The sequence below is a fragment of the Bradyrhizobium sp. CCBAU 11430 genome (assembly GCF_028128855.1).
Lineage (GTDB): Bacteria > Pseudomonadota > Alphaproteobacteria > Rhizobiales > Xanthobacteraceae > Bradyrhizobium > Bradyrhizobium ottawaense.
This window is the reverse complement of the sequence record NZ_LBJV01000030.1, coordinates 1-23,739: the sequence shown is the minus strand read 5'-3', so window position 1 is coordinate 23,739 and position 23,739 is coordinate 1. Positions and strand designations below refer to the sequence as shown.

Annotated in this window: 16 protein-coding genes and 7 pseudogenes; 11 read left to right on the top strand and 12 right to left on the bottom strand. The window is 57.4% G+C overall.

Going from position 1 to position 23,739, the window contains the following annotated elements; genetic code table 11:
• Nucleotides 1-181: 181 nt before the first annotated feature.
• Nucleotides 182-1,243, bottom strand: coding sequence for an alpha/beta hydrolase family protein (locus XI04_RS08785; RefSeq protein WP_271623591.1), 1,062 nt, complete (start codon nucleotides 1,241-1,243; stop codon nucleotides 182-184).
• Nucleotides 1,244-2,295: 1,052 nt separating this feature from the next.
• On the opposite strand from XI04_RS08785, the gene XI04_RS08780 reads away from it, so the two are divergent.
• From XI04_RS08780 to XI04_RS08760, 5 genes are all read left to right on the top strand, one after another.
• Nucleotides 2,296-2,940: an IS4/Tn5 family transposase DNA-binding protein gene (locus XI04_RS08780; RefSeq protein WP_333915105.1), complete on the top strand. Its 645-nt coding sequence runs from the start codon at nucleotides 2,296-2,298 to the stop codon at nucleotides 2,938-2,940.
• Nucleotides 2,876-3,235, top strand: coding sequence for a hypothetical protein (locus XI04_RS08775; protein ID WP_271623590.1), 360 nt, complete (start codon nucleotides 2,876-2,878; stop codon nucleotides 3,233-3,235). The genes XI04_RS08780 and XI04_RS08775 overlap by 65 nt, the downstream gene beginning before the upstream one ends.
• Before the next feature lie 59 nt (nucleotides 3,236-3,294).
• Nucleotides 3,295-3,699 carry a hypothetical protein gene (locus XI04_RS08770; protein ID WP_271623589.1) on the top strand — a complete coding sequence of 135 codons (405 nt, stop codon included), beginning with the start codon at nucleotides 3,295-3,297 and terminating at the stop codon, nucleotides 3,697-3,699.
• Between the two features lie 884 nt (nucleotides 3,700-4,583).
• Entirely contained in the window at nucleotides 4,584-4,829 is a 246-nt protein-coding gene (locus tag XI04_RS08765) for a hypothetical protein (protein WP_271623588.1), read from the top strand.
• 586 nt (nucleotides 4,830-5,415) lie between these two features.
• On the top strand, nucleotides 5,416-6,105 hold the full coding sequence (locus XI04_RS08760) for a GntR family transcriptional regulator (protein ID WP_271623587.1): 690 nt from the start codon (nucleotides 5,416-5,418) through the stop codon (nucleotides 6,103-6,105).
• Nucleotides 6,106-6,672: 567 nt separating this feature from the next.
• Here XI04_RS08760 and XI04_RS08755 read toward each other — a convergent pair.
• Both XI04_RS08755 and XI04_RS08750 read right to left on the bottom strand, forming a co-directional pair.
• The gene (locus XI04_RS08755) at nucleotides 6,673-7,803 is read right to left on the bottom strand and encodes a M20/M25/M40 family metallo-hydrolase (protein ID WP_271623586.1); all 1,131 of its coding nucleotides are present in this window, start codon (nucleotides 7,801-7,803) and stop codon (nucleotides 6,673-6,675) included.
• A gap of 749 nt (nucleotides 7,804-8,552) precedes the next feature.
• On the bottom strand, nucleotides 8,553-9,752 hold the full coding sequence (locus XI04_RS08750; protein WP_271623585.1) for a hypothetical protein: 1,200 nt from the start codon (nucleotides 9,750-9,752) through the stop codon (nucleotides 8,553-8,555).
• Between the two features lie 518 nt (nucleotides 9,753-10,270).
• Between XI04_RS08750 and XI04_RS08745 the strand changes: the two are divergent.
• A pseudogene (locus XI04_RS08745) lies at nucleotides 10,271-11,040 on the top strand (integrase core domain-containing protein); the annotation flags it as partial.
• A 39-nt stretch (nucleotides 11,041-11,079) separates the two neighbouring features.
• Here XI04_RS08745 and XI04_RS08740 read toward each other — a convergent pair.
• The 4 genes and pseudogenes from XI04_RS08740 to XI04_RS08725 form a co-directional block, all read right to left on the bottom strand.
• Nucleotides 11,080-11,861: pseudogene (locus tag XI04_RS08740) on the bottom strand (aldolase).
• Between the two features lie 49 nt (nucleotides 11,862-11,910).
• Nucleotides 11,911-12,043, bottom strand: a pseudogene (locus XI04_RS08735) (AsnC family transcriptional regulator); the annotation flags it as partial.
• A 298-nt stretch (nucleotides 12,044-12,341) separates the two neighbouring features.
• Nucleotides 12,342-13,433 carry an FAD-dependent monooxygenase gene (locus tag XI04_RS08730; protein WP_271623584.1) on the bottom strand — a complete coding sequence of 364 codons (1,092 nt, stop codon included), beginning with the start codon at nucleotides 13,431-13,433 and terminating at the stop codon, nucleotides 12,342-12,344.
• Between the two features lie 148 nt (nucleotides 13,434-13,581).
• Complete coding sequence (locus XI04_RS08725) at nucleotides 13,582-14,481, bottom strand: polysaccharide deacetylase family protein (RefSeq protein WP_271623583.1); 900 nt, start codon at nucleotides 14,479-14,481, stop codon at nucleotides 13,582-13,584.
• 856 nt (nucleotides 14,482-15,337) lie between these two features.
• Between XI04_RS08725 and XI04_RS08720 the strand changes: the two are divergent.
• The 5 genes and pseudogenes from XI04_RS08720 to XI04_RS08700 all read left to right on the top strand — a co-directional run.
• Nucleotides 15,338-15,614: pseudogene (locus tag XI04_RS08720) on the top strand (transposase); the annotation flags it as partial.
• Nucleotides 15,603-16,211 carry an IS66 family transposase zinc-finger binding domain-containing protein gene (locus tag XI04_RS08715; protein ID WP_271623601.1) on the top strand — a complete coding sequence of 203 codons (609 nt, stop codon included), beginning with the start codon at nucleotides 15,603-15,605 and terminating at the stop codon, nucleotides 16,209-16,211. The pseudogene XI04_RS08720 and the gene XI04_RS08715, both read left to right, overlap by 12 nt.
• Complete coding sequence (locus XI04_RS38835; RefSeq protein ID WP_271623600.1) at nucleotides 16,133-16,306, top strand: IS66 family transposase; 174 nt, start codon at nucleotides 16,133-16,135, stop codon at nucleotides 16,304-16,306. Before XI04_RS08715 ends, XI04_RS38835 begins: the two co-directional genes overlap by 79 nt.
• Nucleotides 16,263-16,901 (top strand): annotated as a pseudogene (locus XI04_RS08705) (IS66 family transposase); the annotation flags it as partial. The gene XI04_RS38835 and the pseudogene XI04_RS08705, both read left to right, overlap by 44 nt.
• A gap of 230 nt (nucleotides 16,902-17,131) precedes the next feature.
• Nucleotides 17,132-17,303: pseudogene (locus XI04_RS08700) on the top strand (transposase); the annotation flags it as partial.
• Nucleotides 17,304-17,867: 564 nt separating this feature from the next.
• Here XI04_RS08700 and XI04_RS08695 read toward each other — a convergent pair.
• The 5 genes and pseudogenes from XI04_RS08695 to XI04_RS08675 all read right to left on the bottom strand — a co-directional run.
• A pseudogene (locus tag XI04_RS08695) lies at nucleotides 17,868-18,419 on the bottom strand (M20/M25/M40 family metallo-hydrolase); the annotation flags it as partial.
• A gap of 223 nt (nucleotides 18,420-18,642) precedes the next feature.
• Entirely contained in the window at nucleotides 18,643-20,409 is a 1,767-nt protein-coding gene (locus XI04_RS08690; RefSeq protein ID WP_271623582.1) for an ABC transporter permease subunit, read from the bottom strand.
• Nucleotides 20,410-20,430: 21 nt separating this feature from the next.
• On the bottom strand, nucleotides 20,431-21,480 hold the full coding sequence (locus XI04_RS08685) for an ABC transporter ATP-binding protein (RefSeq protein ID WP_271623599.1): 1,050 nt from the start codon (nucleotides 21,478-21,480) through the stop codon (nucleotides 20,431-20,433).
• A 175-nt stretch (nucleotides 21,481-21,655) separates the two neighbouring features.
• Nucleotides 21,656-22,759 carry an ABC transporter substrate-binding protein gene (locus tag XI04_RS08680; protein ID WP_271623581.1) on the bottom strand — a complete coding sequence of 368 codons (1,104 nt, stop codon included), beginning with the start codon at nucleotides 22,757-22,759 and terminating at the stop codon, nucleotides 21,656-21,658.
• 174 nt (nucleotides 22,760-22,933) lie between these two features.
• A partial coding sequence (locus XI04_RS08675) for an IS3 family transposase (RefSeq protein ID WP_271623580.1) occupies nucleotides 22,934-23,739 on the bottom strand: 806 nt, incomplete at its 5' end.

Sequence of the window (23,739 nt, the reverse complement as noted above, 5' to 3'; positions counted from 1 at the left end):
CTCGCACTTGAGTTCATCTTGGTTGGACCATCTTTTGAACTTCTCTGGGCCCCTCCCCTCCACTGAGCACCCATCCGAGCCCCGCACAACAATCGATTTCGCGAACGATTTGCAGGTCCGCGGACAACTCACGACCTAATGAGCACTACTGCGACAAGATCGGGAGAGAACCGCAGCGCCGCTAGCCGACGACTCGCTCTTGAGTTGATTCTGGTGCGAGCTTCTGCTCCAGCCATCTGAAGATGCAGTCATCTGAGCTAACGAAGTTGTCAACCTCCTCGCCGAGCCCTCCTCGAATGAGTTGCGGCATGACCAAGTCCACGTCAATGTGCGCCGCCATGCAAACAGCCTGTAGTTTGATAGCCTCGGGCACACTCACAACGCCGCGCCCCCCGGCTACCACGAGGATTGGACAATTCAACAATCCAGCCAGCCGTGAGCGACGCACCGACACAATGTCCTTATCTGCGCCGTCGGTGGATGTCATCCAGCGGACGGATCTGAGGGAGCGCGTCCAGTTCCAAATGCCGCCGTCACAAACCGCCGCAGCAATGCGGCGATCGTATGCGGCAAAATCAGTAGCTAAAGAGGCCGATAATCCGTCTCCATAAATGCCGATCCGACTACTATCAACGTCAGACCGAAGCGACAAATGATCAAAACAATGGGACAATACGATCTCGGACCCACCGCGCGCGTGGATGGCGATATTCTCGTGTGAGACAACAAGGACGGACATCCCCCGGCCAATCACCACAGGCAAGAGCCTGCCGAGCAGCGTCGGTCCTTTCTCCTCTTCGTTGCTGACGCAAATCACTGCTGGCGCGCGTGAATTGGGAGTTCCAGCAGGCAGATAGTAGGCTAGAAAATCCCCGAGATCCCCGCACCCGATCTGTACGGTCTCCACCTCATGACCGAAGGATAAACCAATCCCCTGAAGGCCAGCTTCCACTTTGGCTGAAACGTCCGCCTTTCGCGGATCATCGTCAGCAACCAGCCTCCTGGCGACTTCGAATGCAGTGAGCGCGCAAAGCCAAGCCTCGGCGGCTTCATCGTACTCTTTTTTGTTTATGTTGAGGTCAGCAAGACGGCAATAGGCATCTCCGGTCCCGGCCCAGGTTGCACCCCAGTGCTGCCGAGCCAATTGGGCGCGATCACCTTGTAGACCGTCTAGGAACGCCGAAGCGTTCTTTCGTGCGGACGCAAGATCGCCCGTCACATGAGGCCAAGCACCAAACTCCATCGATTTGCCCCTCGGTGAAGATCCCTACCCCTTCGCACAGCATGCGCCCGTCATTCAGGTGCTCCTATGGAGATCGACTTTCTTAGAGAATTGCTTCCCGAGGTCGCGTTGTTTCATCTCCTTGCAATAAATGTTACCAAGAGCCGAGCGCCGAAATATCCTAATGGGGGGGGCCGCCACTCCGAAATTCTGTGTCCGAGACCGATTATGCGAGTTTTTAATGCGCGACAAGCAAGAGGGGCAACGAGAGCATCCGCTCAGTCCGCAGATCCGATGCCTAATGACCCCGAGAACGCTTTTGTGTCGGCGCTCGCGCAACATCGAGCCTGCCGTGGGGTCGAGGACGGCGCCAGTAGCTGTCGGTCTCGACCGCCACAAACAATGTAGAAAACCCTCACCTAAGCCACCGGCAGACACCAGCATTCATGCTAAATTGGTCCGCTGGTCAGACTGTCAGAGGCTATTAAGCCGCAACCTCAATGTGTCCCGTCACCCAGTTAGATCAGCACGACACAGAACTTCGGCGACAGCGGGGCTGAGGCAGCATGGTATGCTGGCCCATCACTCGAAGTGAGACGCTAATCGCTTCCCCTTAGCCGAACCTGGTGGCTGTTACATACCAAATGCCTTAGTCACACAATATCGGCAAAGCATCTATCGAATGCCGAAATTTCTATCGAAATCCTCGCTGATCAGGCCGAAGACGCACAAGCAAGGACCATGGCCGCGTCAAACAGCTGGACCGGCTGCTTTGCACTGGTGCAGTGAACGACTCTGGACCGGAGACACACCAATCCATGAATTTCGCACCGGCGATCGCGCATCGATGGAGCTCGCGCTGACTTGAAGCCGAGTGCTCGAGTCAGGGCAATTAAGTCCCCGAGAGACAACCAGCGCGTATCCATTCGGCGTAGCTTTCAATTACTCACAACTTTGACGACTCGGGCTGATCCGCTGATCAGTTAATCTTGAATCGAAAAGAATCACTTGTGATTCCTTGCTGAGCACCTGATTCGCGAGGGGGTGCTCTATGGGACTGACGTTAAGGGGCGATCTGCAAGAGGCCGGTTGCAGTCCTTGGAAGGATTGATCGAGAGAGTAGTGGATGCGAGTTTAAGGACGCGCAACTCGGCCAGAGATTCCGCAAACTGCTCACGCAGATCGGAAGCGCTATGGGACAAAGCATTCCGCTCGTCTGCCAGGATTGGACGAATACCAAGGCAGCCTACTGCTTCTTCTCTAACCACCGGTCAGCGAAGCAGTCATTCTGGCCGGCCATTTCCAATCGACACGTGATCGTGCCGCCCTCACTTAAGGTCTCGTTCTTGTGCTGCACGATACAACCGAGTTCAGCTATCAACGCGAGAAGTCAGAAGCGAAGCTTACGAAGCGAAGCGATCGGCATCACCAAGAGCATAAACAGTGGACGGGATAAGGCAGGTCGCCTCAGATCGCACACGGTTTGCGGCATCCTGATGCATTCGAGCCTCGCGGTTACAATCGAAGGGGTGCCGCTTGGGTTAGCGGCCGTTAAGTTTTGGAACCGGAAGAAATTCAAGGGGACGGCAGTGCTTAGCAAGAAGATCAATCCGACCCGGCTTCCCAATCGAGAAGAAGGAGAGCGTCCGGTGGTTGGAAAATCTCAAGCAATCTACGCAATTCTTGGATCATCCGGGACGATGCATCCATATCGGTGATCGCGAGAGTGACATCTACGAGCTTTTCTGCGCAGCACAGGAGATCGGAACTCATTTCCTGATCAGGACCTGCGTCGACCGCTTCGCTGGAGACGGGGATCACACGATCGCCGACGAATTGGACGAGGTCGCCGTCAAAGGGCTCCATCGCATCGAAGTCAGAGACAGCAACGGCGATCCCGACCAGGCCATTCTTGAGGTCAGGTATCGCAAGATTCGCGTTCTACCGCCTATCGGAAAGCAGAAGCGCTATCCCGCTCTGACCTCGACGGTGATCCATTCGATTGGAAGCTGATCACCGACCTGCCTGTTGGTTCCCGCACCAAAGCCATTGAGAAGCTGGAATGGTATGGCTTGAGATGGAAGATCGAGGTGTTCCATAAGATTCTCAAATCGGGCTGCAAAGCTGAGGAGTCGAAGCTTGGGATCGCCCAGCGTCTGACCAACCTGATCTCGCTCTTTTGCATCCTGAGTTGGCGGGTCTTCTGGATGACAATGCTCAACCGTTCCGCCCCAGACACGCCGCCAACCCTCGCGTTGACTGCAACTGAAATCGGCGTGCTCGAGCGCCTCGTCAACGACAAAACAAGAGCAAGACGCAAAACGCTCTCGCACTACTTGATCAAGATCGCCCGGCTCGGCGGTTATCTCGCCCGCGCCAGCGATCCGCCGCCCGGCAATACGGTCATGTGGCGCGGGCTGTCACGCCTCACCCAACATCGCGTTGGGCGCTATGGACGGAGGAGAATTTGTGGGTAATTGAAAGCCTATGAAGGCCGCCTTGCCGAATGAGGTGTGTTGTAGAGAACTCGGGATAGTGCGAGGCGCAGCGCCAAGCCCACGGTTCGAGGTGGTAGACGGGCCGGCGGCGGGGCTGGTCCGAGGAGTGCAAGATCGTCGTGGAGAGCTTACAAAAGCGATGCGATATGGCGTTTCGCGCTCATTGTTGCCGCGATGGTGACGGTCGTTTCGGCCGGAGCCGAAGGATGCCGCTCATCAACCTGGTTTCGTACCGGGGATGGTAGTCGCCGTCTCAGAGCCGCGCCTTGACCAGTCGCGCCGGCCAGCAGCGGCGGGTCGGTCGTCATCGAGTTTGCTGCCGGGTTCGGATGCGGATCACGAGTACGGTCGAAGTGGCGACACTGAAGCTCGCCATGGCGGCGCCGGCAGACGGACGCCTAGGGTGATCCCATTGCATCGGGCGTGTGGGTCCGGGTTGCGATCGGCCACACGGCTAACGTCGCGTCATGAACTCGCCGGCCCCGCGGATGTACGACGAGACCCGCACGGCGGCGACCTCCATGTGTTCCATGGCAAAAGCGGAAAGCTGATCAAGACCCTTTGGCACGCAATTTGGCATGTCGCTCTACCAAAGGGCTGGATCGCGGCCGTTCCAGTTGCCGTCGTCTGCTGATGGCATGGTGACAATCACGGGCTGATCGCACAGATCAGCGGTTCGGAAAGAGATCGCGTCTTATGATTCTCTGGTCTACCGTGCGCGTTGATAGTTCTCTTCCGGACGATGTGACCAAGCGGCAGCGATGCTGCGCGCCGAGCGAGCGGCCCGGTTGGCGGCAGAAGCCGGGCCCAGGCGGCGAGCTTGCTGATCGAGAAGTTCAAGCTCAGCATCAAGAAGCTGCGTCATGAGCAGTGCGGACAGTCTTCGGAGCGCTGCGCATTGCGAGACCAGCTCGAGCTATATCGACGCTAGCGGACTGAATGGCGCCGTGGCGGCAACCCTGATGCCGCTCTGCTCAGAGATATTCCGGGCTTTGACCAGCAGCACCGGCCTGGGATCGATGGCCACCAATCGTTCCCAGATGAAAGCGCACCGCTCCGAAAACGGAGACGAAGAGAAAACCATCGGGCGCTCACGCGTAGCCGAATGACGAAGTCCATGCCCTCACAGAGGACCAATGACGTCGGCGTCTCCACCTGCCCTCACCAGGAAACATCAACATTCGCTGGCACCGGCCCTTCTGGCGGCGTTCGGACCTATCTCGCGGATCATTCGCCGACAAAAATGCGATGCCATCGGTCAGCGAAAACTTGTCGCGGAGCAGAGCGCCAAGGCCATCATTTCGTCTACGACTAGCCGGAGTCAGCCGATCCCCTACCAGCAAAGCTCTACGGCCGGCGCAACCTGCGTACGTTTGCGCGTCTTGAGAAATTCCGCCGTATCGCAACATTGCGATAAATTTGCAAGCACCTTTCTCGCTGGCGCCTTCATCGTCACTAACGAGTGACCCAATCGAGTCCGGATCCTAGCTAGAAGGAATAAGCTCCCATGGCATTCTTGTGTTCCGCCTGGAGAAGCGGTACGTTTGGCTTCAGTTCGTCCGCCGTGGCGGCGGCGCTGCGGACGCTCCCAAAACGCGATTCATGACTTCGCAACCTGTCTACGATCCATTCCCGAAGTACCTTCAGATCAGGGAGGTTTTGCTCCGTTGCTTGGCAGACCGGGAAGTAGGAGACATGCTTCCAACAGAGAAGGCCCTAGCTAATCAGTTTCGGGTAAGTCGAGTGACGATCCGGGGGGCTCTCAAGTCGCTGGAAGAAGATGGGATTATCGCACGCCGAGCAGGTGTAGGGACTTGGGTGGCTCGCGCCGTTCCAGCTGTGACAGATCACAGAGCGACAGGTCCTATCGAAGAGTTTGTACGAAGGGGGATTGAGACTAGCACCAGCCTCCTTTCCAGCGGACTGGTTGCGGCATCTTCAGACGTGGCGGCTGTGTTTCGTCAAAATCAAAATTGGATGGTGCTTGAAGCTAAGCGTCTACGAATCGTCGACGGGAAGCCGTTCCTTCTGTTGAAAGTGTACTTCCCACCCAGCATCGGCAAAAAAGTCAAAAATATATTACATTCTGATATTCAATTTGTGCCGACTCTTCGTAGCCTGCACGATTCAGAGATTCGCGAGGAGTGGCAACGGATCGAAGCCGTCGCAATGGACAAGGAGTTGGCAAAAGTACTGAAAGTGCGAGCTGGCAGCCCAGCATTGGTTGTGAAGCGACTGTTTGTTGATTCGCAACGCAAGCCGGTTGTATATTTCATAACGATCTTTCGAGCGGACCGCTATTACCATACGGTGACACTTCCCCAGGCCAAGAGCTCGTATCATCCAGTTGATAAGAATAGAGTTCGTTCGCGACGAACTTCCTGACTGTCCCAGAGATTAAGTGTGATGTCCCGCTTCATGTTGAAGAGCGGAAGACGTTGCGCGACCATCGTATCACGCGGCTTTCCTCGTTCCCAGTGGAGTGGCCCAGATGGAGCGTTTTTTTGGGCTATTGTCTCCACGGCTGCAGCCGCCTTTGAGGCGCAGCAGCCAGGCCAGCGCATATGCCAGTCCGCACAGTCTGGGCGTCCGATGGCGTCCGAGACGAGCGCCGAACTAGATCGCGCTCTTGCTTGAACTCTCGCAGGACCTGGGATCAGGTTTCAGCGTTACGTCGCGTACGCCGTACGCCTCATGACCCAAGGCAAGGACCGTGTGCGGTCGCTCCGCACCTACCGATCTGGGCGGGCGCAGGAAAACGAGCGTCCCTACCGCGAGCGCTCGCACTTGGCGGTGCGTTATACAAAATCGAGAACGAAGCCCCTGCCGAAGATCGCCACTCCGGTTGCGCGCGCGGATCAGGACCTTTGCCAATCGGAGTAGATCGGCGAGGCTTTCGTGGTACTGATAGCAGTGTCGCAGGCAGGTCGCGCTCGGCTGACGGCTGAACCGTCACTCCAGCGTGGCCAGCAGCCCGGCCATCAGCTGGCCTCGCTCGGCAAGACTGTCAACCTCGATGTGCTCGTCAAGGGTGTGGGCCTTGGCGCCCCGCGCACCCAGACCGTCGAGGGTGGGGATACCCATTGCACCGGTGAAGTTGCCGTCGGAGCCGCCGCCTGCGCTGGCATGCGGCAATTCCTTGCCCAGTTGATTGGCGAGGCCGCGCGCCTTCTCATAGAGCGCGATGGTGCCGGCATTGGGCTCCCATACGGGCCGGGTGACGCCGCGGGTCACCTTGAATGAGACGCCGTTGCTCGTGCCCGAGAGTGCCAGCATCTTCTCGACGCCGTCGTCGAGATCGGCCTGGCGCTTGGCCATTGAGAGCGCCTCGCCAGTGCAGGTAGTCGCGACGCAATTCACCCATTGGCCGCCATGCACGATCCCAACCGAGAAGGTGTGGTCGTCCGTCGTCATCGCGTCGATCGCGAGAATCTGTCGGGCCATCTCGCGGATCGCCGAACGACCCGAGGAGAGTGTCGCGCCGGCGTGGCTCGGTCGGCCCGTGGCTTCCAGGTTGAAGCGAGCGATCGCATAGCGTCCTGTGACGACCCCGTTGTCTGCTCGGCCGGGTTCGGGAACCAGCACGTATTTGTTGCGCGCAGCTTCTGCTTCGATGATGCCCCGCGCCGAGGGTGTGCCGACTTCCTCGTCAGGAGTGAACAGCACGGTGATCGGCAGTGGCGTCGCGATCGAGGCGCGGATCAACTGCCTGATCGCCTCGAGGGAGAGGTAATTGCCGCCCTTCATGTCGAAGATGCCGGGTCCGTAGCATTTGTTGCCCTCGCGCCGCCATTTCAGCTTCTCGAGGGTACCGATCGGGTGGACCGTATCCATATGGCCGGCGATCAGGATGCCCGGGTCCCCTTGCCGCGGGTGGGGAAACTGCGCGCGCACGACATCGCCAAAGCCCTGCTGACCGGCGATACGTTCGATCGTGGCCCCCATCACGGCCATATCACGCGCGCCGAGATCTAGCATGCGGTTAACACCATTCGCATCCCAGGTCGGACTTTCGCATTCGACCCATTTGCGCAGGCCCTGCAGCATCGCATCGGCATCGAAAGGGAGGTTGGCTGGATTCATTTCGTCTCTCTCATGCAGTCCGTATTGTGCATTGCACAGCTAATGGCATTTCGAAGAACTTGCACTCAGAGGTCATCAACATCCGGCACAAGTCTCGCGCGCGCCCTAGTTACTGAAATAGGGGAACGACGGCCAATGACGATTAACAAGCCCTTTTCTTTAGTGCCGCCGGGACACGCGCTCGTCTGCTCTAGAGATAGCCCCTCGGGATGACGTCCGGGCCCGCCACGTAGGTCGGGATTATGGTCGCGTTGGAGCCACGCATCGCGTACGATCTGAGGTCTCCTCCACTAGGAGCTGGAGCTTTCGACATCGGTGCGAAGAAGGCTCAGCCTCACCTAATGGAAAAGGGTCGACAACCCTTGACCACCGCATTGACCGCTATTTTTCGCGAGCGTAATGGATGCGCCTCTGCCTCCAGGAAATAGTGAGCGAATCGCTGTTGTCAGTGTTTGTTCGCGCTCGTTCGGCAGAAAAAGTGCCGGACGGAACTAAGGGCAATCACTTAGTAGGTCGTCAGGATAGCATCACTCGTTATTCCCGGAACGATGCCGCTTTTTGCCATTTGATTAGCCCTCAATCACTCTTGGATTATGTCAAGTAAACTCTCAGATCCAGACAAACCTCGCGCGTGAAATGCGTTCCGTTTGCAAACTCCAGCAACTCCTGAGTTCCCCCCTGACTGAATCGATGCAGAACTTCATTGGCATATGCAGCTTGATCAATCCGAGCCGATCGCATTTTGTGAACTATGCGCATGCGACGCCCCAGATCTCGTTGGTCGTTCGTTTGGTGTGCACCATCGGCTCCGGTACCAGTGTGATCGGCGGCAGCGGCCCGGGGATGTTCATAGCTAGTCGATCCAGGAAGCGGCGTGTCGATTCCTCTGAGCCGTCCGATTCGTAGTAGCACACCAGCAATGCCAGATCGTCGAGGCGCTTGTTGAAACCACCCAAGATGTCACTGATTACAGCCATCGTGCAATCGACCTGTCTGCTGAGGTCACCAGGCGATTGGATATTCCCTCGACCCGCGCCGAATGGGATTTGCCCGCCGAGCCACACGCAATCGTCGACGAGCAAGCCCTGTCGAAAGTTATTTCGAACCGGCCAGTCCCAGACCCAGTCCGGCCAGGAGTCCGCCCGAGGCACGCGTTTGCTGTAGTCACCCAACTGCGTCCGGTAGCCGAGAAGCTCTATCTTCGTTCGCACGTTGCTCGGCCAGGGGATGGGCCATGGAAGGCCTGTCGCAACCGCAGCTCCCTCCGGAAACCTGCGGAAACGCTCCTTCGCCGGCGGCAACCAGTCATCCGGGTTCACGTAAGGGTAGTATCCTTCAACCTTAATCACGTCGTTGTAGCACACATCCAGCCCGTCCATGATTGTTTTCAGTCGATCCATGACGAAGCTGGTTTCTGCTGCAAGGGAGCCGCCCTCAAAACCGCCGCGGAAACCAGGCATGTCCGAAGCGGCAAAGAACCCGCCAGCGAGCAGACCAAGGGTATATTCCGCCGCATCGGGCATTACGGGTCTGGGAAGCGGCTCGGCCACGAAGTGAACTGGTGCCTGCTTGCGCCAGCCTTTAACTGCAATCGCTTGCAACTGGAGCTCTTGTCCATTCCATGGCATCATCGGCGATGGCTGCATCGAGATGACAGGCGCTGGAGACTCCGAAAAGTGACGACGAAGCGCGGCTAAAAGAGCCCAGCCTCCGCCATCTCCTGAGCCCGGCCGAAAGAACGCCTTCAGCCGCACGACATCGTTCAGATCGCAGTTTTGCGCACGCAATGCAGCAGAAGTGCTTTCAATGGCGCCCGGGACCTGCCCCAGCAAATCTCCCGCATTATCAATCTTACCTTCGGCATTCAGGTCAGCTGCTCCCCCAACAAAGCAGAACCTGCCAGCTCTACGGCCAAGACGGTACGGATGATCCACCGGAAGATGCCACACGTGACCTCTAGGCGTCCGCTCTCGATCATGATTGACAGCACTCGTCAGGTTCGACATTCGTCACCCTATGCCAATAGAAAAGATTGTGTTCAGCTTCTGCGATTGCGGAGAGAAACAGACTGAGTCACCGATCTCCGCAGCTAGGTGGCAGACGCGCAAATCATCCACCAGATCCGGTAGGCTATTTCTGCTCTTTTGGAACCGAAATGCATTTTTCCCGCGTTCTGGCCGGCAGCGGCCCGAATAATCGGGCCTGATCCATCAACTGCTCGTGTGCACAATTCAGCTGAGAGATAGATGGCGCTGACTTTTTCATGTCCCAGTTGGAGACCTCGGGTACATCTTGTACGAATGAGGTAGGTATCGTGTGTTCCTGAAGCTGCCTGATGCTTGTGAAGGAGGTGTCGCTGAGCAACTTCCCCGGTAAGTCCTAGAACCGAGAACCATGCCTCGACCTGGTTGAGCCAAGGACGCAATTGTCGGTTTGAAATGGAATTGCACATTGGGTCGGGCCTTGGCGGGCCTGCTCGTTCGTGGGTGCGGATCGGAAGATGATCCGCTATCGCTCCAGCCGCCCGCCGGACGCAGTTCTGCGTGGCCGATTGTGCGATCTAGCCAACGAGCGGCGTTTCGCGGCTATCGTCGCCTGTTCGTCCTGCTGCGGTTGATCCCGGATGACTCGCCCCAAGCGGCGGCTCCCCGCAAAGCCGTGGGGACCCGGGCCTCGATCCTTGTCGAGCCGAAGCCAAATGCCCGCTGGTCGCTGGACTTCGTCCACGAGCAGTTCGCTAATGGCCGACGCTTCCGCATTCTCAACATCGTCGACGACGTCACCAAGGAATGCCTGGGCGCCATTCCGGAGACGTCGATCTCGGGGCGGCGTATGGCAATCGTCGAGCGACGCCGCAAGCCAGGAATGATCGTGTCCGACCATGGCACCGAGGTCACCTGCAACGGATACCGGCTTGGTGCAAGGACGCAGCCATCGATTGGCTTCATCGCAACGGGAAAGCCCATGCAGAATGGCTTCATCGAGAGTTTCAACGGCCGGATGCGCGATGAGCTACTCAACGAGACTCTGTTCTTCGATCTCGATGACGCCCGCGCCAAGATCGCCAATTGGGTCGCAGACTACAATCTCCAGCGTCCCCACTCGTCGCTGAAATACCCGCCCCCCGGCCTACGCCGCCCACCACTGCGCAATTCCGACCAGCTCCGCCGATCGTCCGTTGCTCCACCCGCGCCACTTGGCGTACAAAAGCCCGAGACTCTACCTGCCGCTGGATGAAGATTCACTGGCAGGTCAGGACTAAGCACAACCGGTAGTTCAATGCCGGTACTGCGGCTCTCCGGGTCGGAGCTGGCGGCGGATCGCGGCCAGATGCAACCGCGCAGATTCCGAATCGCCATCGCGCATCTGCTTGTAAGTTGCCTATGCGATTGCGAGGTCGACTGGCAGAACTTTTCGTCCCGTCGACATCGCCAGTACCTGCATCTCGGCGGCACGCTCCAGATAGTAGAGGCAGTCCCAGGCCTGTGCGATGGTCGGCGCCAGCACCATCACGCCGCGATGCTTCTTGAAAATGATGTCGGCATTACCGACCGCGGACGCGATGGTGCGCTCGCGATTGTCGAGCGCGAGGCCGTTGTAGTCGCGGCCCACCGCAGTGCGGCCATAGAATTTCAATGCGGTCTGACCGGCCTAGATTAGGGGATCGCCCTCGGTGATTGACAGTGCCGTCGCATAGGGATCTGAGTGTGGAAGGCAACCTTCGCCGCGGCAGTCGCTTGTGCATCTCGGCATGGATATAGAACGCCGTCGCCTCGGCCACGCCCTCTTCGAGCACGTTGCAGTGGAAGTCGCAGATCAGCAGCTTCGACGCCGTTAACTCGTGCAAGGGTAGCCATAGGGATTGACGAGGAAAAGATCGTTATGGCCGGGCACCACCGCGGAAAAATGATTGCAGATGCCCTCTGGAAACTGTTGCGCGCGGCCATGCGCAAACAGGCGGCAAGATCCTCGCGCGCGGTGCGGATCGCGACGGTGGCGAGCTCCGGCCGGTTGGAGCTATGGGGCGCGGCTGAGGAGGCGTGAAGGCTGTGCGCCATGGCGAGGGAAGCGTCTTTCGGTCGAAGACTTCAGCGTTCTACAGGGTCAACGAAGGCGTTTTAGTCGACGCTGAACTCCAGACGCAGACAAGCCGGCTTTCGCACCGAGTTCTTCACTACTAAGGCGATTGTTGGCGTTGAACAAGATCAAGAAGACAAGTATCGATTCTGTCAAATTCCAGTGCAGTGCATCGCGTTGTTCAGGCAGCTGGTGGGTCAAGTAAACTTATCATTGTTAGCGACAAGCAAATTTGCGCGATGAACAACCCAAGATGCTCCAGGAATATGCATCGACTTGTGCCGAGATCGCAATGGTGTTCCGGACAACACCTTACAGAACCCCCTCCTCTCCCGGTTCCCCGACATAGTGGGACACGATAACCAATATTTGCTTCCATTGTACCAGCGGATCGTTCACTGATGCCAGTTGTTGCTGGAGAGTATAGGTTTCAAGCAACTGCGACTGGCGCTACAATTATCTCATAATGAAGCTGCAGTGCTTGCCTCTACCTCCCGTTCGTACCGAACAGCAACCGGATCTACTTTATTCTTCCCAAGAAAGCCGCCCTTTTGCGAACATTTCACCACATGGTAAGCGACCGGCCTGCGCTGACTCTCATAAGCGTGCAGAGCTTCATCGGCGTTGTTTGTCTTTGCGAAAGCCTCGCGGAGGGCCAAAGCATCGATAAAGGTTTGGCTTGCACCCTGCGCTAGGTCCGGCATCATTGGGTGTGCCGCGTCACCAATCAATGTAACGCGCCCGTGAGTCCATTTATACGGAATGTCGACGTCGTATAACGGGCTTTCGACAATCGTATCTCTTGGAGTGATGCTGAGCGTTCGCGGGATATGCGTGCGCGTCCAGGAGCTAAAAAACTGGATAAATTCATCGAGGTTCTTAACTCCAAAGACGGAGCCAAACCAGTACGCCTTACCGTTACCAACTGGGATGACGGCCATCCACCCGCCTGGGGAGCAGAATGTAGTTTGCGCAGCCGGATCGACATCCACATCGGATAGGTTAATGACGGCGCGGTAACGATAGGCATGGTGATCGTTTTGGCGAAACGGCACGGCACCGATTAGTTGTTCGCGAACGGTCGAGTAGATGCCATCGGCACCAATGATCACGTCGCCTTCGTAACTCTCACCATTGCTGAAATGACAAACAACCTTGTCTGCGTTGTTCTCTATCGAAACTACTTCATAGCCAAATTTGATTCTGTCCATGCCGAACGTCTCTGCCAACATCGAACTTAATGCAAACCTATGAACCCCGACCGACGGCGCACCATATCGCAATGCCCAATCGCTGGTATCTTTTTCAAAAAGAGGGGTTCCATCCGGATTGAAGCCAAGATAGCGGTTTAACTTAACCGAAATTGCATCGTACCGTCCTCGCAATCCCAATCCATATATTGCACGCCCCGCGTTCGGCCAAAGATTCAGACCAGCACCTGTCGCCCGAAGCAGCGGTGATCGCTCGAACACATCTACGTCGAATCCTAAATCAGCTAGCCCAATGGCAGCAGAAATCCCTCCTAGCCCGCCGCCACAGAATCCAACTCGCATGTTCGTTTTCCTTTATCCCAGATCACTGAGGTATTCGCACTCCAATTGATCAGCGCGAGGCAAGCCTTGGCCATTACAATACCTAGTAGGCATCGAAGAGTTGGCGTGTTTTATTGAGGAGCAGATCGCATTTACTAGCCGAGACGGCCTAGCGCACTCGACTCCAGGCATCGGCCTCCGCGTGATGATAAGGTAACTGCTCGGTGGCAGGATGATATTTGCCTGACTCGATCATGTGATTGACGTGCGAGGCGATCTGGTCGAGCGTTGCAAACCACACGCCGCCCCTGTCCAGCATGTATTGAATCATCTTCTCCATACGCGCACATCGAGCAAGACGTCCCATCACGAATGGATGCCACACCGAAATCCAGAGACCGCCATATTCCCAAGCCGCCTCAAAATCAGCAAGAAAGACATCCATCGCGCGATCAGGCGAGTTCACCTGCATCGCGAATCCGAGATCCGAGCTCGTTGTGAATTGCGGCCAATCATCAAGGGCCCAGTCCGTGGGCAGTTCAACCACAAAGCCCTTATCGCCCTCGATGAGGTAGGGCACATCGTTGCCCATCAACGAGGAATCATAAACAAACCGTTCTCTGGCAAGGTAATTTAGAGTGTTCTTGGAGAACCGATAGCTCGGCGCCCTGAAACCGCGCGGCCGCACGCCTGTTACCTTCTGCAGAGCTTCTAAACCACGCATGAACCAGTAGTCTTCCATCTCGGCAGACAAACTGCTCAGCCGCTCATGCAAATATCCATGCAAACCAACATCGTGGCCGTCATCCATGATCTGCTTAACGATGTCTGGGTAGTGCTCTGCTGACCATCCTGGAACGAAGAAGGTCTGCTTTAGGTTATACTTCCTATACAACGCCAAAATCCGAGGGATGGCTATACGATCATATCTGAGCCAGGACGCTGTGCCGATCAAAGTGTCCGCGGTGTGGGGATGGGCGCAGTGTAGAAGACTATCAGAATCCATATCAAAGGTGATCGCCACAGCGCACTTTGCGCCATCTGGCCATTGTATTGGATTGTCTATCATACCCAACATCCTTCGTGCAGGTGACGGAAACCAGCGACGAACCTTTGCCGCCTAATGGAGGCAAAGACACAAAGCAAACTGGTGCCGCTAATGAACCCAGATACGAATTTCAACGCACAGTGGGTCATTCCACCCAACATTCGCGCAACCTCGTCTGCGAAGATGCGGGCTTCAGCGAGACGCGCCTCGCTCCTTCATCAGGAGCAATTATGTATCGGTAACTCACATGCACCCGTCTGTCATTGAATTGTGGTGGAGTGTATTGTCGCCACCATTGTCTTACTGTCAATACAATTTATGTGAAATACGAACTGAAGGAGAGTGTTCCCTTATGGCTGAACTGAATGGATGGCCAGCAGCGGGAAGATATCTATTGGTGTTATTGGGCCTTCCGGCCCCTGGCCGACAACAGCCATCATTGAAGACCACACGATGGTGTGGTTGGCTTGGGTCTCTTGAATGCATGCGGCGCAAATGAGCGGTTGACGAGGTGTTGTGAAAGCAGCCGCGCTGCACGCGAGTGCAGCTAATCATGGAGCAGAAGTGAGCTTATTCAGGTGACGAAATGTTTCTCGGTGGCCCGACGGCTACACTAACGCTGCCCTTCGAGCCACGCGCCGGACCCGGCGGCGCGAAGCTTCCGCAGCCCGACTCTGAAGCAGGCTCACTGTTCACAGCAGGATCTCAGAGATCTCTCGGTTCTGGCGATTTGGACGTAGTCCCGTTGATGGTCGGTCCGCGGTAGATACGCATGGGATCGCCCAGGGTGTTCGATCTTCCCGCCTCCGAAATGCTACTGTCCCGCCCCCTCTCGCAGCTTTCACAGCCCTTTACTTTGACGCTGACCAAACTTGGCGGGATTATCGCGAGCCAGGCGGTGCTGATCGCCGTTTGCGTTGACTGCGGAAGGCCGGCGTCAAGTGCTTGCGGTTGAGCTCGCCACGGGAGAGCCGATCGAGCTGGAAGGAGGTTTTGGAAGCGTTGAAGGCCTGCGGCCTTCACGGAGTCGAGTTAGTCGTCTCTGACGATTACCCAGGGCTGAAGAAGGCGATTGCCGAAGCGCTCTCCGGGTGTTCTGGCAGCGCTGTTATGTACACTTCGTCAGAAATGCGCTCGATTACGTGCCGCGCAGGGTCGCAGGCGGCCGTGAGCGAGCATCAGGGGGCGCGCGGCGTCGGAGGAGGCCCGGCGTCGGCTGGAGATCATTCTCGGCGAATTGCACGCGCGACAAATTCGGCTCGAAATCCGAGAAGCTACGACCAGATCAGTACCATTTGCCGCTCGAAGATGTGGAGATCGCACAAGGCGAAAGAGCCGAGAAGGTCATTCAGGGACAATCGCGAAGCGATCCGGATCAAGGCTCTCATCGCAATCGCGGCTGCTTGCCTGCCCATCTGCCGCGAGTAGAACGGGGTCGTCGAGCCTGCAAGCACGCTCTGCCGTGCGGTTGCCGCGCCATGATGAAGATCGGCGAGGACGTCAGCCAGCGCCTTGACGTGATCCCGGCACAATGGCGCGTGCTGGTCACGCGCCGCCCGAAATACATCTGTCGCCGCTGTTCGGGCGCCGTCGTGCAGGCGCACGCACCGGAGCACGTCGTGCCCGTTGGCCTGCCGACCGAAGCGGCCATCGCGCACGTGATCGTCTCCAAATTTGGCGACCATCGCCATGTTACCGTCAGGCCGAGATCTATGCGCGCCAGGGGATCCGGCTTGATCGGGCGACACTAGGCAACTGGTCTGGCCGCGCCTGCTTCCATCTTCAGCTCATCGCGGGACCACATGCGCCACCACCTGGCAATGGCGGATCGGCTGTTCATGGGTGAGACCGAGGCGCCGGTACTCGATCCGGGGCGTGGCCGAACGAAGAAAGGCTACTTCTGGGCGATCGCCTCAAACGACCGCGGCCACAGCGGTCCAAGTCCGCCGATCGTGCTGTTCCGATATGCTCCTGTCGCAGCGCTCTCTTTTGCTGGGCAATTCCTCGACGGTTTTGGCGGGCGCTACCTGCAGTGCGATGCTTATGATGGGTATGACCGGTTAAACGAAGTCGTTCGACCGCAAGGGCCATGGACGCTCGTGCACTGCTGGAGCCATTTGCGCCGGACCTTCGTCAAATTGGTGCGCAACAGCAAGTCACCTATCGCCGAAACCGCTGTTCGGCACATCGCGCAACTTTACGCGATCGAAGCCATGGTGCGCGGCTCGTCGCCGACATCCGGTTGGCCGCGCGCAAGGAGCACTCGCTGCCCTTGGTAACCGCGTTGAAGTCGTGGTTCGAGAAACAGCTGTCGATGATCTCCAGCGGTTCGACGCGCGCCGAGAATATCCGCTATGCACTTCAATCATTGGCAGCGGCTGACCCGCTTCCTCGGAGACGGTCGTCTCGAACTCGATACCAACCCAGTCGAGAACGCCATACGGCCAATCTGTTTGACGAGGAAAAACGCGCTCTTGGCCGGTCACGAAATCGGGGCAGAAAACTGGGCCTTGCTCGCTCCGTTGCAACCTGCAAGCTCAACGAATCCGGCCGCCTATATCGCCGAAACACTCGAGGCGATCATCGACGGCTATCCCCACATCAGAATCGGTGACCTTATACCGTGGCGCTTCCGCAAGGCGTCCAACCCAGCTTCAATAGGGCCCCGGCTGAGCGCTTACGGCGCACCTACGTGGTTCGAATTTTCCCAACGACGAGAGCTGTTTAAGACTGGTGCGGGCGCTGACCGTCGAGCGCCACGAGACGTGGCTTGAGGACCATCGCTATCTCACATGGATTTGCTGAAGGAGCACAAGAAGGAGGCGCTACGCCAAGTGGCCTGACGATGCTCAGGCCCACCAAGGGGACAAGGAGATGCCACGCCACCGCTCTCCACCGCCGTCACTCGCCAGCGCTCCGCTTTGGGCAAGCGAGCGACGGCGGCATCCGAGGGGATGGCTCGGCCGGACCCATGATCACTTTTGCTGAACTTGCACAGAACTAAAGCTACGAGACCTGTCTGATCGTTTCACAGTGCACTTTTGATCTGCCTCACCGGACGAGAAGCACGCCCTCGCGTGATCACGGTCTACAGCCATCAGTCGGCAAGTATCAGCCGAGCCATGCTCGGCACTCCGATGTGCATGGCTGCGTTCGCGGCCTTCGCCGCGAGTTCTTTGTAGTGCGTTTGGAGTTCAGCGACGTCCTTGATTCAGATCACTTGTTGGTGTGCCTCTGCCCGACCACGCTGCCGCACAATTGCACAAAGATCTCGTAATGTACCGGCATTTATCGTCAGGCCACACCGGCGGCCAGCGACCATGACTTAGGGCGTCAGCCCGACGCCTCCTATTCTCTCGGATATGTCCTACGCCACGTTGTGAGCGCCGGCCTACGCCGGCCACAATTTACCGTTTAATACTCAGCGACGATGCGCGCCCATTAGGCTGGCGCCGATTGGAATGATAGCATCGCGCGTATTCCGGAGTGTGTACCGGCTTGTCGCAGGAGTGACCAACCCAGCAATACGCGCCTGGCGTGGCGCGCAGAATGTCCGCGAAATCCTCGCTCCCCATCAGCGGCTCGATTGCAGTGGAAAGGTTCTCATCGCCAACAATCTCACGCGCCACGTCGGCATAGGCATCGGTCTGCTCCTTGTGGTTTTCTAGCACCGTGACGATGCCTCGCGAAGAGAACTCTATCTCGACACCGTAGGTCGCGGCCATACCGGCGGCGATCTCCCGCATACGCCTCCTTACAAGTGCGCACACATCGTCGGAGAAGGCGCGCACTGTGCCGGAGATCACAGCCTCCGCAGGTATTACATTGTATGCGGCACCGGAATGGATCTGCGTCACCGACACCACCAGCTGGGTGCGCGGGTGATTGTTGCGGCTCACTACGGTTTGCAGCGCCTGCGTTACCGCGGCGGCGACGATGATCGGGTCGCGCGCCTCGCTCGGGCGAGCGCTTGCCGCTGCGCCCTTTTATGCGGAAATCGAAGAAGTCGGCCCCAGCCATCGCGGCGCCCGGAAAGGATTCGAAAGCATTGTATGCAGTCTGGCAGGGGGGATGGAACTCGACGTTTCGCCCCGTCCACTCCTTCACGTTGTAATGAGGCCGCACATAGAGCGATCAGGGTCCCGGCAAGCTGGATCAACATCAACCTGAAGCACGCGGTGTTCAGCTTGGGAACGGTTTGGAGCGCAACTCCGATCGCCACCACGTAATGTAGAGAACGATCAACCAAGCCACAGGCAGAAGTACAAGCATCGATGCTATTGCTGCAATCGTTGGATCAATTTCATGGCGTATGTTTTCCCACATCTTCAAAGGCAGAGTACGGATCGACAATCCGCTAACGAGGGAGGTTTTCACAACCTCATCGAAGGAGTGAAGAAAAGCAAATAGAGCCCCGCCGATGATGCCAGGCCTGACCAGCGGCAGCGTCACCCTCTTAAACGTCTGTAGTGGGCTGGCTCGCATGCTCTTGGCGGCTAGCTCCAATTGCCGATCGAAATTTGCCAAAGTGGCCGAAACGATCACGACAACATAGGCGGTAGCACCGATGCTGTGTGTTAGGGCGATGCCGGTTTTCGTTCCGATCAGGCCAAACTTTAGTAGCCCGAGGTAGGCGGCGATGGCGACAACGATGCTTGGAATTGTAATCGGGGTAAGGATCGCCAACGTCAGGAAACTTCGCAACCGGGGAAACGTGCGGCTGAGACCATAGGCAGCGAGCGTGCCGACAACTGTCGACAGGAGCGCGACCGCGACACCGATCTGAATGCTGGTCCAGGCAGCGCCAGTCCAGGCGGGGCTGCCAAAAAAGGAGTGATACCACTGCAGAGAGAGTGCTGACGGCGGGAAATGCAGCGAGGGTCCGGCGCTAAACGACATGACAATGACCACAACGCTCGGAAACAGAAGGTAGAACATGACAAGCACCACGAAGACCGTGCCGACCATTCTCCAGGAGCCGCTACTACCAGTGACTTGATAGAGAGTGGCCGCCCAGCGCTTCGCGCGATATCCGATGGCAAGCTCATTGAGATGGCGCATCGGTGAGGCGATTGACCGCCACCAATTCTGTGAAGGCTTCCACGCTGGTCCCGCTGCTCGGCCCTGCGTACCAGAAAGATCCAGCCCGAAGATCGAGAGCATGATCCCTGCCAGTGCCAGAAGAATAAAGGACGAGGCGGCGATGCGCGCCAAATCTAGGGAGTTCTCGACTTGAGCCGCGATGAAAGTAGATAGCATCGCGTCTCCCAGTCCGCCTAGCGCGGCCGGCGTTATGTAGAAACCGAGGCAGAGGACGAAGACCAGCAGCGAGCCGCTGCGGACCCCCGGCAGACTAAGCGGGAAGAACACGCGCCAGAAGGCGACAAAGGGGCGCGCCCCCATGCTACGGGCCGCGGCCATAAACGACTTGTCGATTCCCAGCATGACACTTACAAGAGGAAGAACCATGACAGGGAGCATAATGTGTATCATGCCGATATATACAGCGAGGCGGTTGTAGATGAGCGGCGCTGGACTAGAGACCACCCCGAGATCGAGCAGTAGATTGTTAATCAAGCCACTATCACCGAGGATGACGATCCACGCATACGTGCGCACCAAAAAACTGGTGAGATAGGGAATCACGACGAGCACGAGAAGCGCCATGCGAAGACGCTTCGAGGCAGCAGCGATAAGATACGCGGTGGGATAGCCGATGATGACGCACACGACCGTAGCGACGATGCTTACCTGGACAGTCTGCAAGAGTACGCGGACATTCGCCAGGTGGCTAAAAAACTCCTCGTAGTTAGAAAGCGAAAAGGCTGGCGCATTGAGGCTGGTCAGGAATAGCAGAACGGCCGGTATGCCAAAGACCGCGAGCAGAATGGCAAGAGCCGGAAAAGTAAGCGCAATGGGTAAGCGGCCAAGCTTGTAAATCATCTTCATCGGTCTCGCCCTCTGTGACCCCTACACGGCAACAAATCGAACGTCGGAACGCAGCCATTCAACTCGCGCCTCGTCACCAGGCTGGAGGGCTCGTCTTCCCGATGCAACGTGTTCGCGCACGACAAGCAGGGTACTGCCGACCCGCACATGGTATTTTCGCAGCGGGCCGGCATAGATCATGTTATCAACGGTCCCAGTGACAGACTGGTACTGGTCGACATCGACGCGCTTAGGGGCATTGAGAGCTACGATGCAGATGCGCTCCGGCCGAATCATGGCAACGGTGCCGGACGGTTGCGGGGCATTGGCCTCGATCGTAAAGCCAGGGTTCTCAAGAATATTCGCCTCACCTAGGAACTTGGCTACGAATTGCGTCGCCGGGCGATCATAAATTGCTTCCGGTGTATCAGTCTGTTCAATCCGACCAGCGCGCATGACAACAATACGATCGGATAGTGTGAGCGCCTCGTCCTGGTCGTGTGTGACGCATACGGTGGTAATACCAAACTCCTTGTGCAAACTCTTGATTTCGGTCTGCATCTGCTCGCGCAGATTGCGATCGAGTGCGCCGAGTGGCTCGTCGAGCAAAAGGATCGGTGGATCGGCTATCAAGGCACGAGCAAGCGCGACGCGCTGCTGCTGGCCTCCGCTCAATTGAGAGGGCATGCGGTCTTCCAAGCCGTCGAGATGCACGCGCGCAAGAATCCGATCGACGCGCATTGTCCTCTCGGCAGCCTTTATGCCGCGCATTTCTAGAGGAAATTCAAGATTGCGACGCACATTTAGGTGTGGAAACAGCGCATAACTCTGAAAAACAATACCCTGATCGCGCCGGTAAGAGGGAACGGCCGCGACGGACTTTCCAGCAATAAAAATCTCGCCCTGATTCGGCGCCTGAAAGCCGGCGAGCAACATCAGTGAGGTTGTCTTGCCCGAGCCACTCGGACCAAGAATGGTCAGGAACTCCCCCCGACGAACGCTCAACGAGAGGTCCTTGACAGCGGCAAGTGCTCCATACGTTTTAGTGACATTCCGAAATTCAATTTGCGCGAGAGTCACGTCTTTCTCCATCGCTTCGTTGCCAGCAATGGCGACAAAACTGTTCACAGGCACGCTCGCAGGTCGATCAGCGAGCTCTTGACTGCTGAAAATCAAAGTATTTGGCATCATGGCTCCACATGCGCATTAGCATGGCAGCCGACGAGCGCCGTCGTCGCCATGCCTCCCGATCTCAGCGATGTCAGAATTAGCTAAGGATCCACTCATTCCAGCGTTCGCGGAGCCGCTCGGAATTGGTTTTTCCATCAGCCCCTCGTTGACTGTACCATTTCCCGTTCATGACAATGCTGCTGGCCAGGTAGTCAGGGTGACTGGCTAGCTTGCGGGCCAGCTGTTCGGGGAGGAGCTTGAAGGCATTCCGATTAGCAGGACCGGCCGGATAGACTTGAGACAAAGCAGCCTGGCGCTCCGCACGGGTGGCGAACTCAATGAATTTCTGTGCGTTCGCTGCATTCGGGCTACCCTTCGGAATCGCCCAGGTGTCCCACTGCAGCCTGCACTGATTCCGATTGATGGCCATCGGAGCCCCCCGGGAGATGACCACACCCGCTCGTCCATCATAGGACTGCATAAGATCAGCCGCCCTGTCGGTCATTATCTGCTGGATCTCGGAGCCGACCGTCCACCACTTTCGGATGTGCGGTTTGATCTTGTCCAAGCTGGCGAAAATTCGATCAATGTCCATGGGATAGATCTTGTCCGGAGCGACGCCATCGGCCAACAACGCTTCTTCCCAAGGTCCTTCAACACCACTTCGGCCAGATATTAGTGTGCGGACACCAGGAAACTTGTTGACGTCCCAGAAATCGGCCCATGTCGTCGGCCGCGGCTTGTCGGACGGATATTTGTCTGTATTGCAAACCATGACGAAAGAGAAGACCTGTTGCCCCACGCCGAAAGGATGCTTGACGAAATCAAGGATACCGTCCAGTTCATCCTTCTTGAAGATCGAATAATCGATCGGCTCGAGGAGACCCTTCTCCGCAGCGACAATGGTGGAGCCTTGTGTGAGAGGAACGAGATCAACCGTAACGCTTTTGGTGTTCACCATAAGCTCAAGCTGGGCAAGGGTGGTTTGGTCGGTGATCGGAGTAACCTTGATCCCCGTCTCGGCCTGGAACGGCTTCACATAGGCTTCAATATAAGCCTTTGCTACGTCACCACCGTAGACCAGAACGCGCAGCTCATCGGTCGCCGCCACAGCATTGCCGGCCATCGAACTCATGGCGCCCGCCAACACGGCGGAGGAGCCGGCCTGGAGGACACGCCTACGGTTCATCAAAAAGCTCATAGCTTCACTCCCTTGGTTGCAATTGTGTGATGGTCGTCGACTGTTTATTTGTTTCGTGAACAGTAAGAGGGCTTCAAAGTCGTTTTTAGTCAATTTGCACACCGGATTGGCTGGAATCTTGCGTTGATTCGGAGACGCGCGATTCTTTTCGGCTGCTGACCTGCCACTGAGTTTTCATCCGGTGGCGGTTAGAGTCTCGGGGTTTTGTACGCCAAGTGGCGCGGGTGGAGCAACGGACGATCGGCGGAGCTGGTCGGGGTTGCGCAGCCGATCGTCCGTTGCGGTGAGGTGGGCGGCATAGGCCGCGGGGGTCAGGTATTTCAGCGACGAGTGAGGCCGCTGGAGATTGTAGTCGGCAACCCAGTTGGCGATCTTGGCGCGAGCATCGTCGAGTTCGAAGAACAAGGTCTCGTTGAGCAGTTCGTCGCGCATCCGGCCGTTGAAGCTCTCGACAAAGCCGTTCTGCATCGGCTTTCCTGGTGCGATGAAGTGCCAGTCGATGGCTGCGTCCTTGCACCAGGCGAGCATGGCGTTGCAGGTGAACTCGGTGCCATGGTCGGACACGATCATTCCTGGCTTGCCGCGCCGCTCGACGATCGCCGTCAGTTCGCGGGCCACGCGCCGCCCCGAGATCGATGTGTCCGGAATGGCGCCCAGACATTCCTTGGTGACGTCGTCGACGATGTTGAGGATGCGGAAGCGCCGACCGTTGGCGAACTGGTCGTGGACGAAATCCAGCGACCAGCGCGCATTGGGCCTCGCCTCGACCAGGATCGGGGCACGGGTCCCCACGGCCTTGCGGCGAGCCCGCCTCTTGCGGACGGTGAGCCCTTCTTCCCGATAAAGCCGGTAGATCCGGTTGATCCCCGAGGGCTCTCCCTCTCGCCGCAGCAGGACGAACAGCCGGCGGTAGCCAAAACTGCCGATTCCGAGGTCATCGCGCGCACCGTACCGAGTTGATGGCGCGCGGCGTTCCGAAA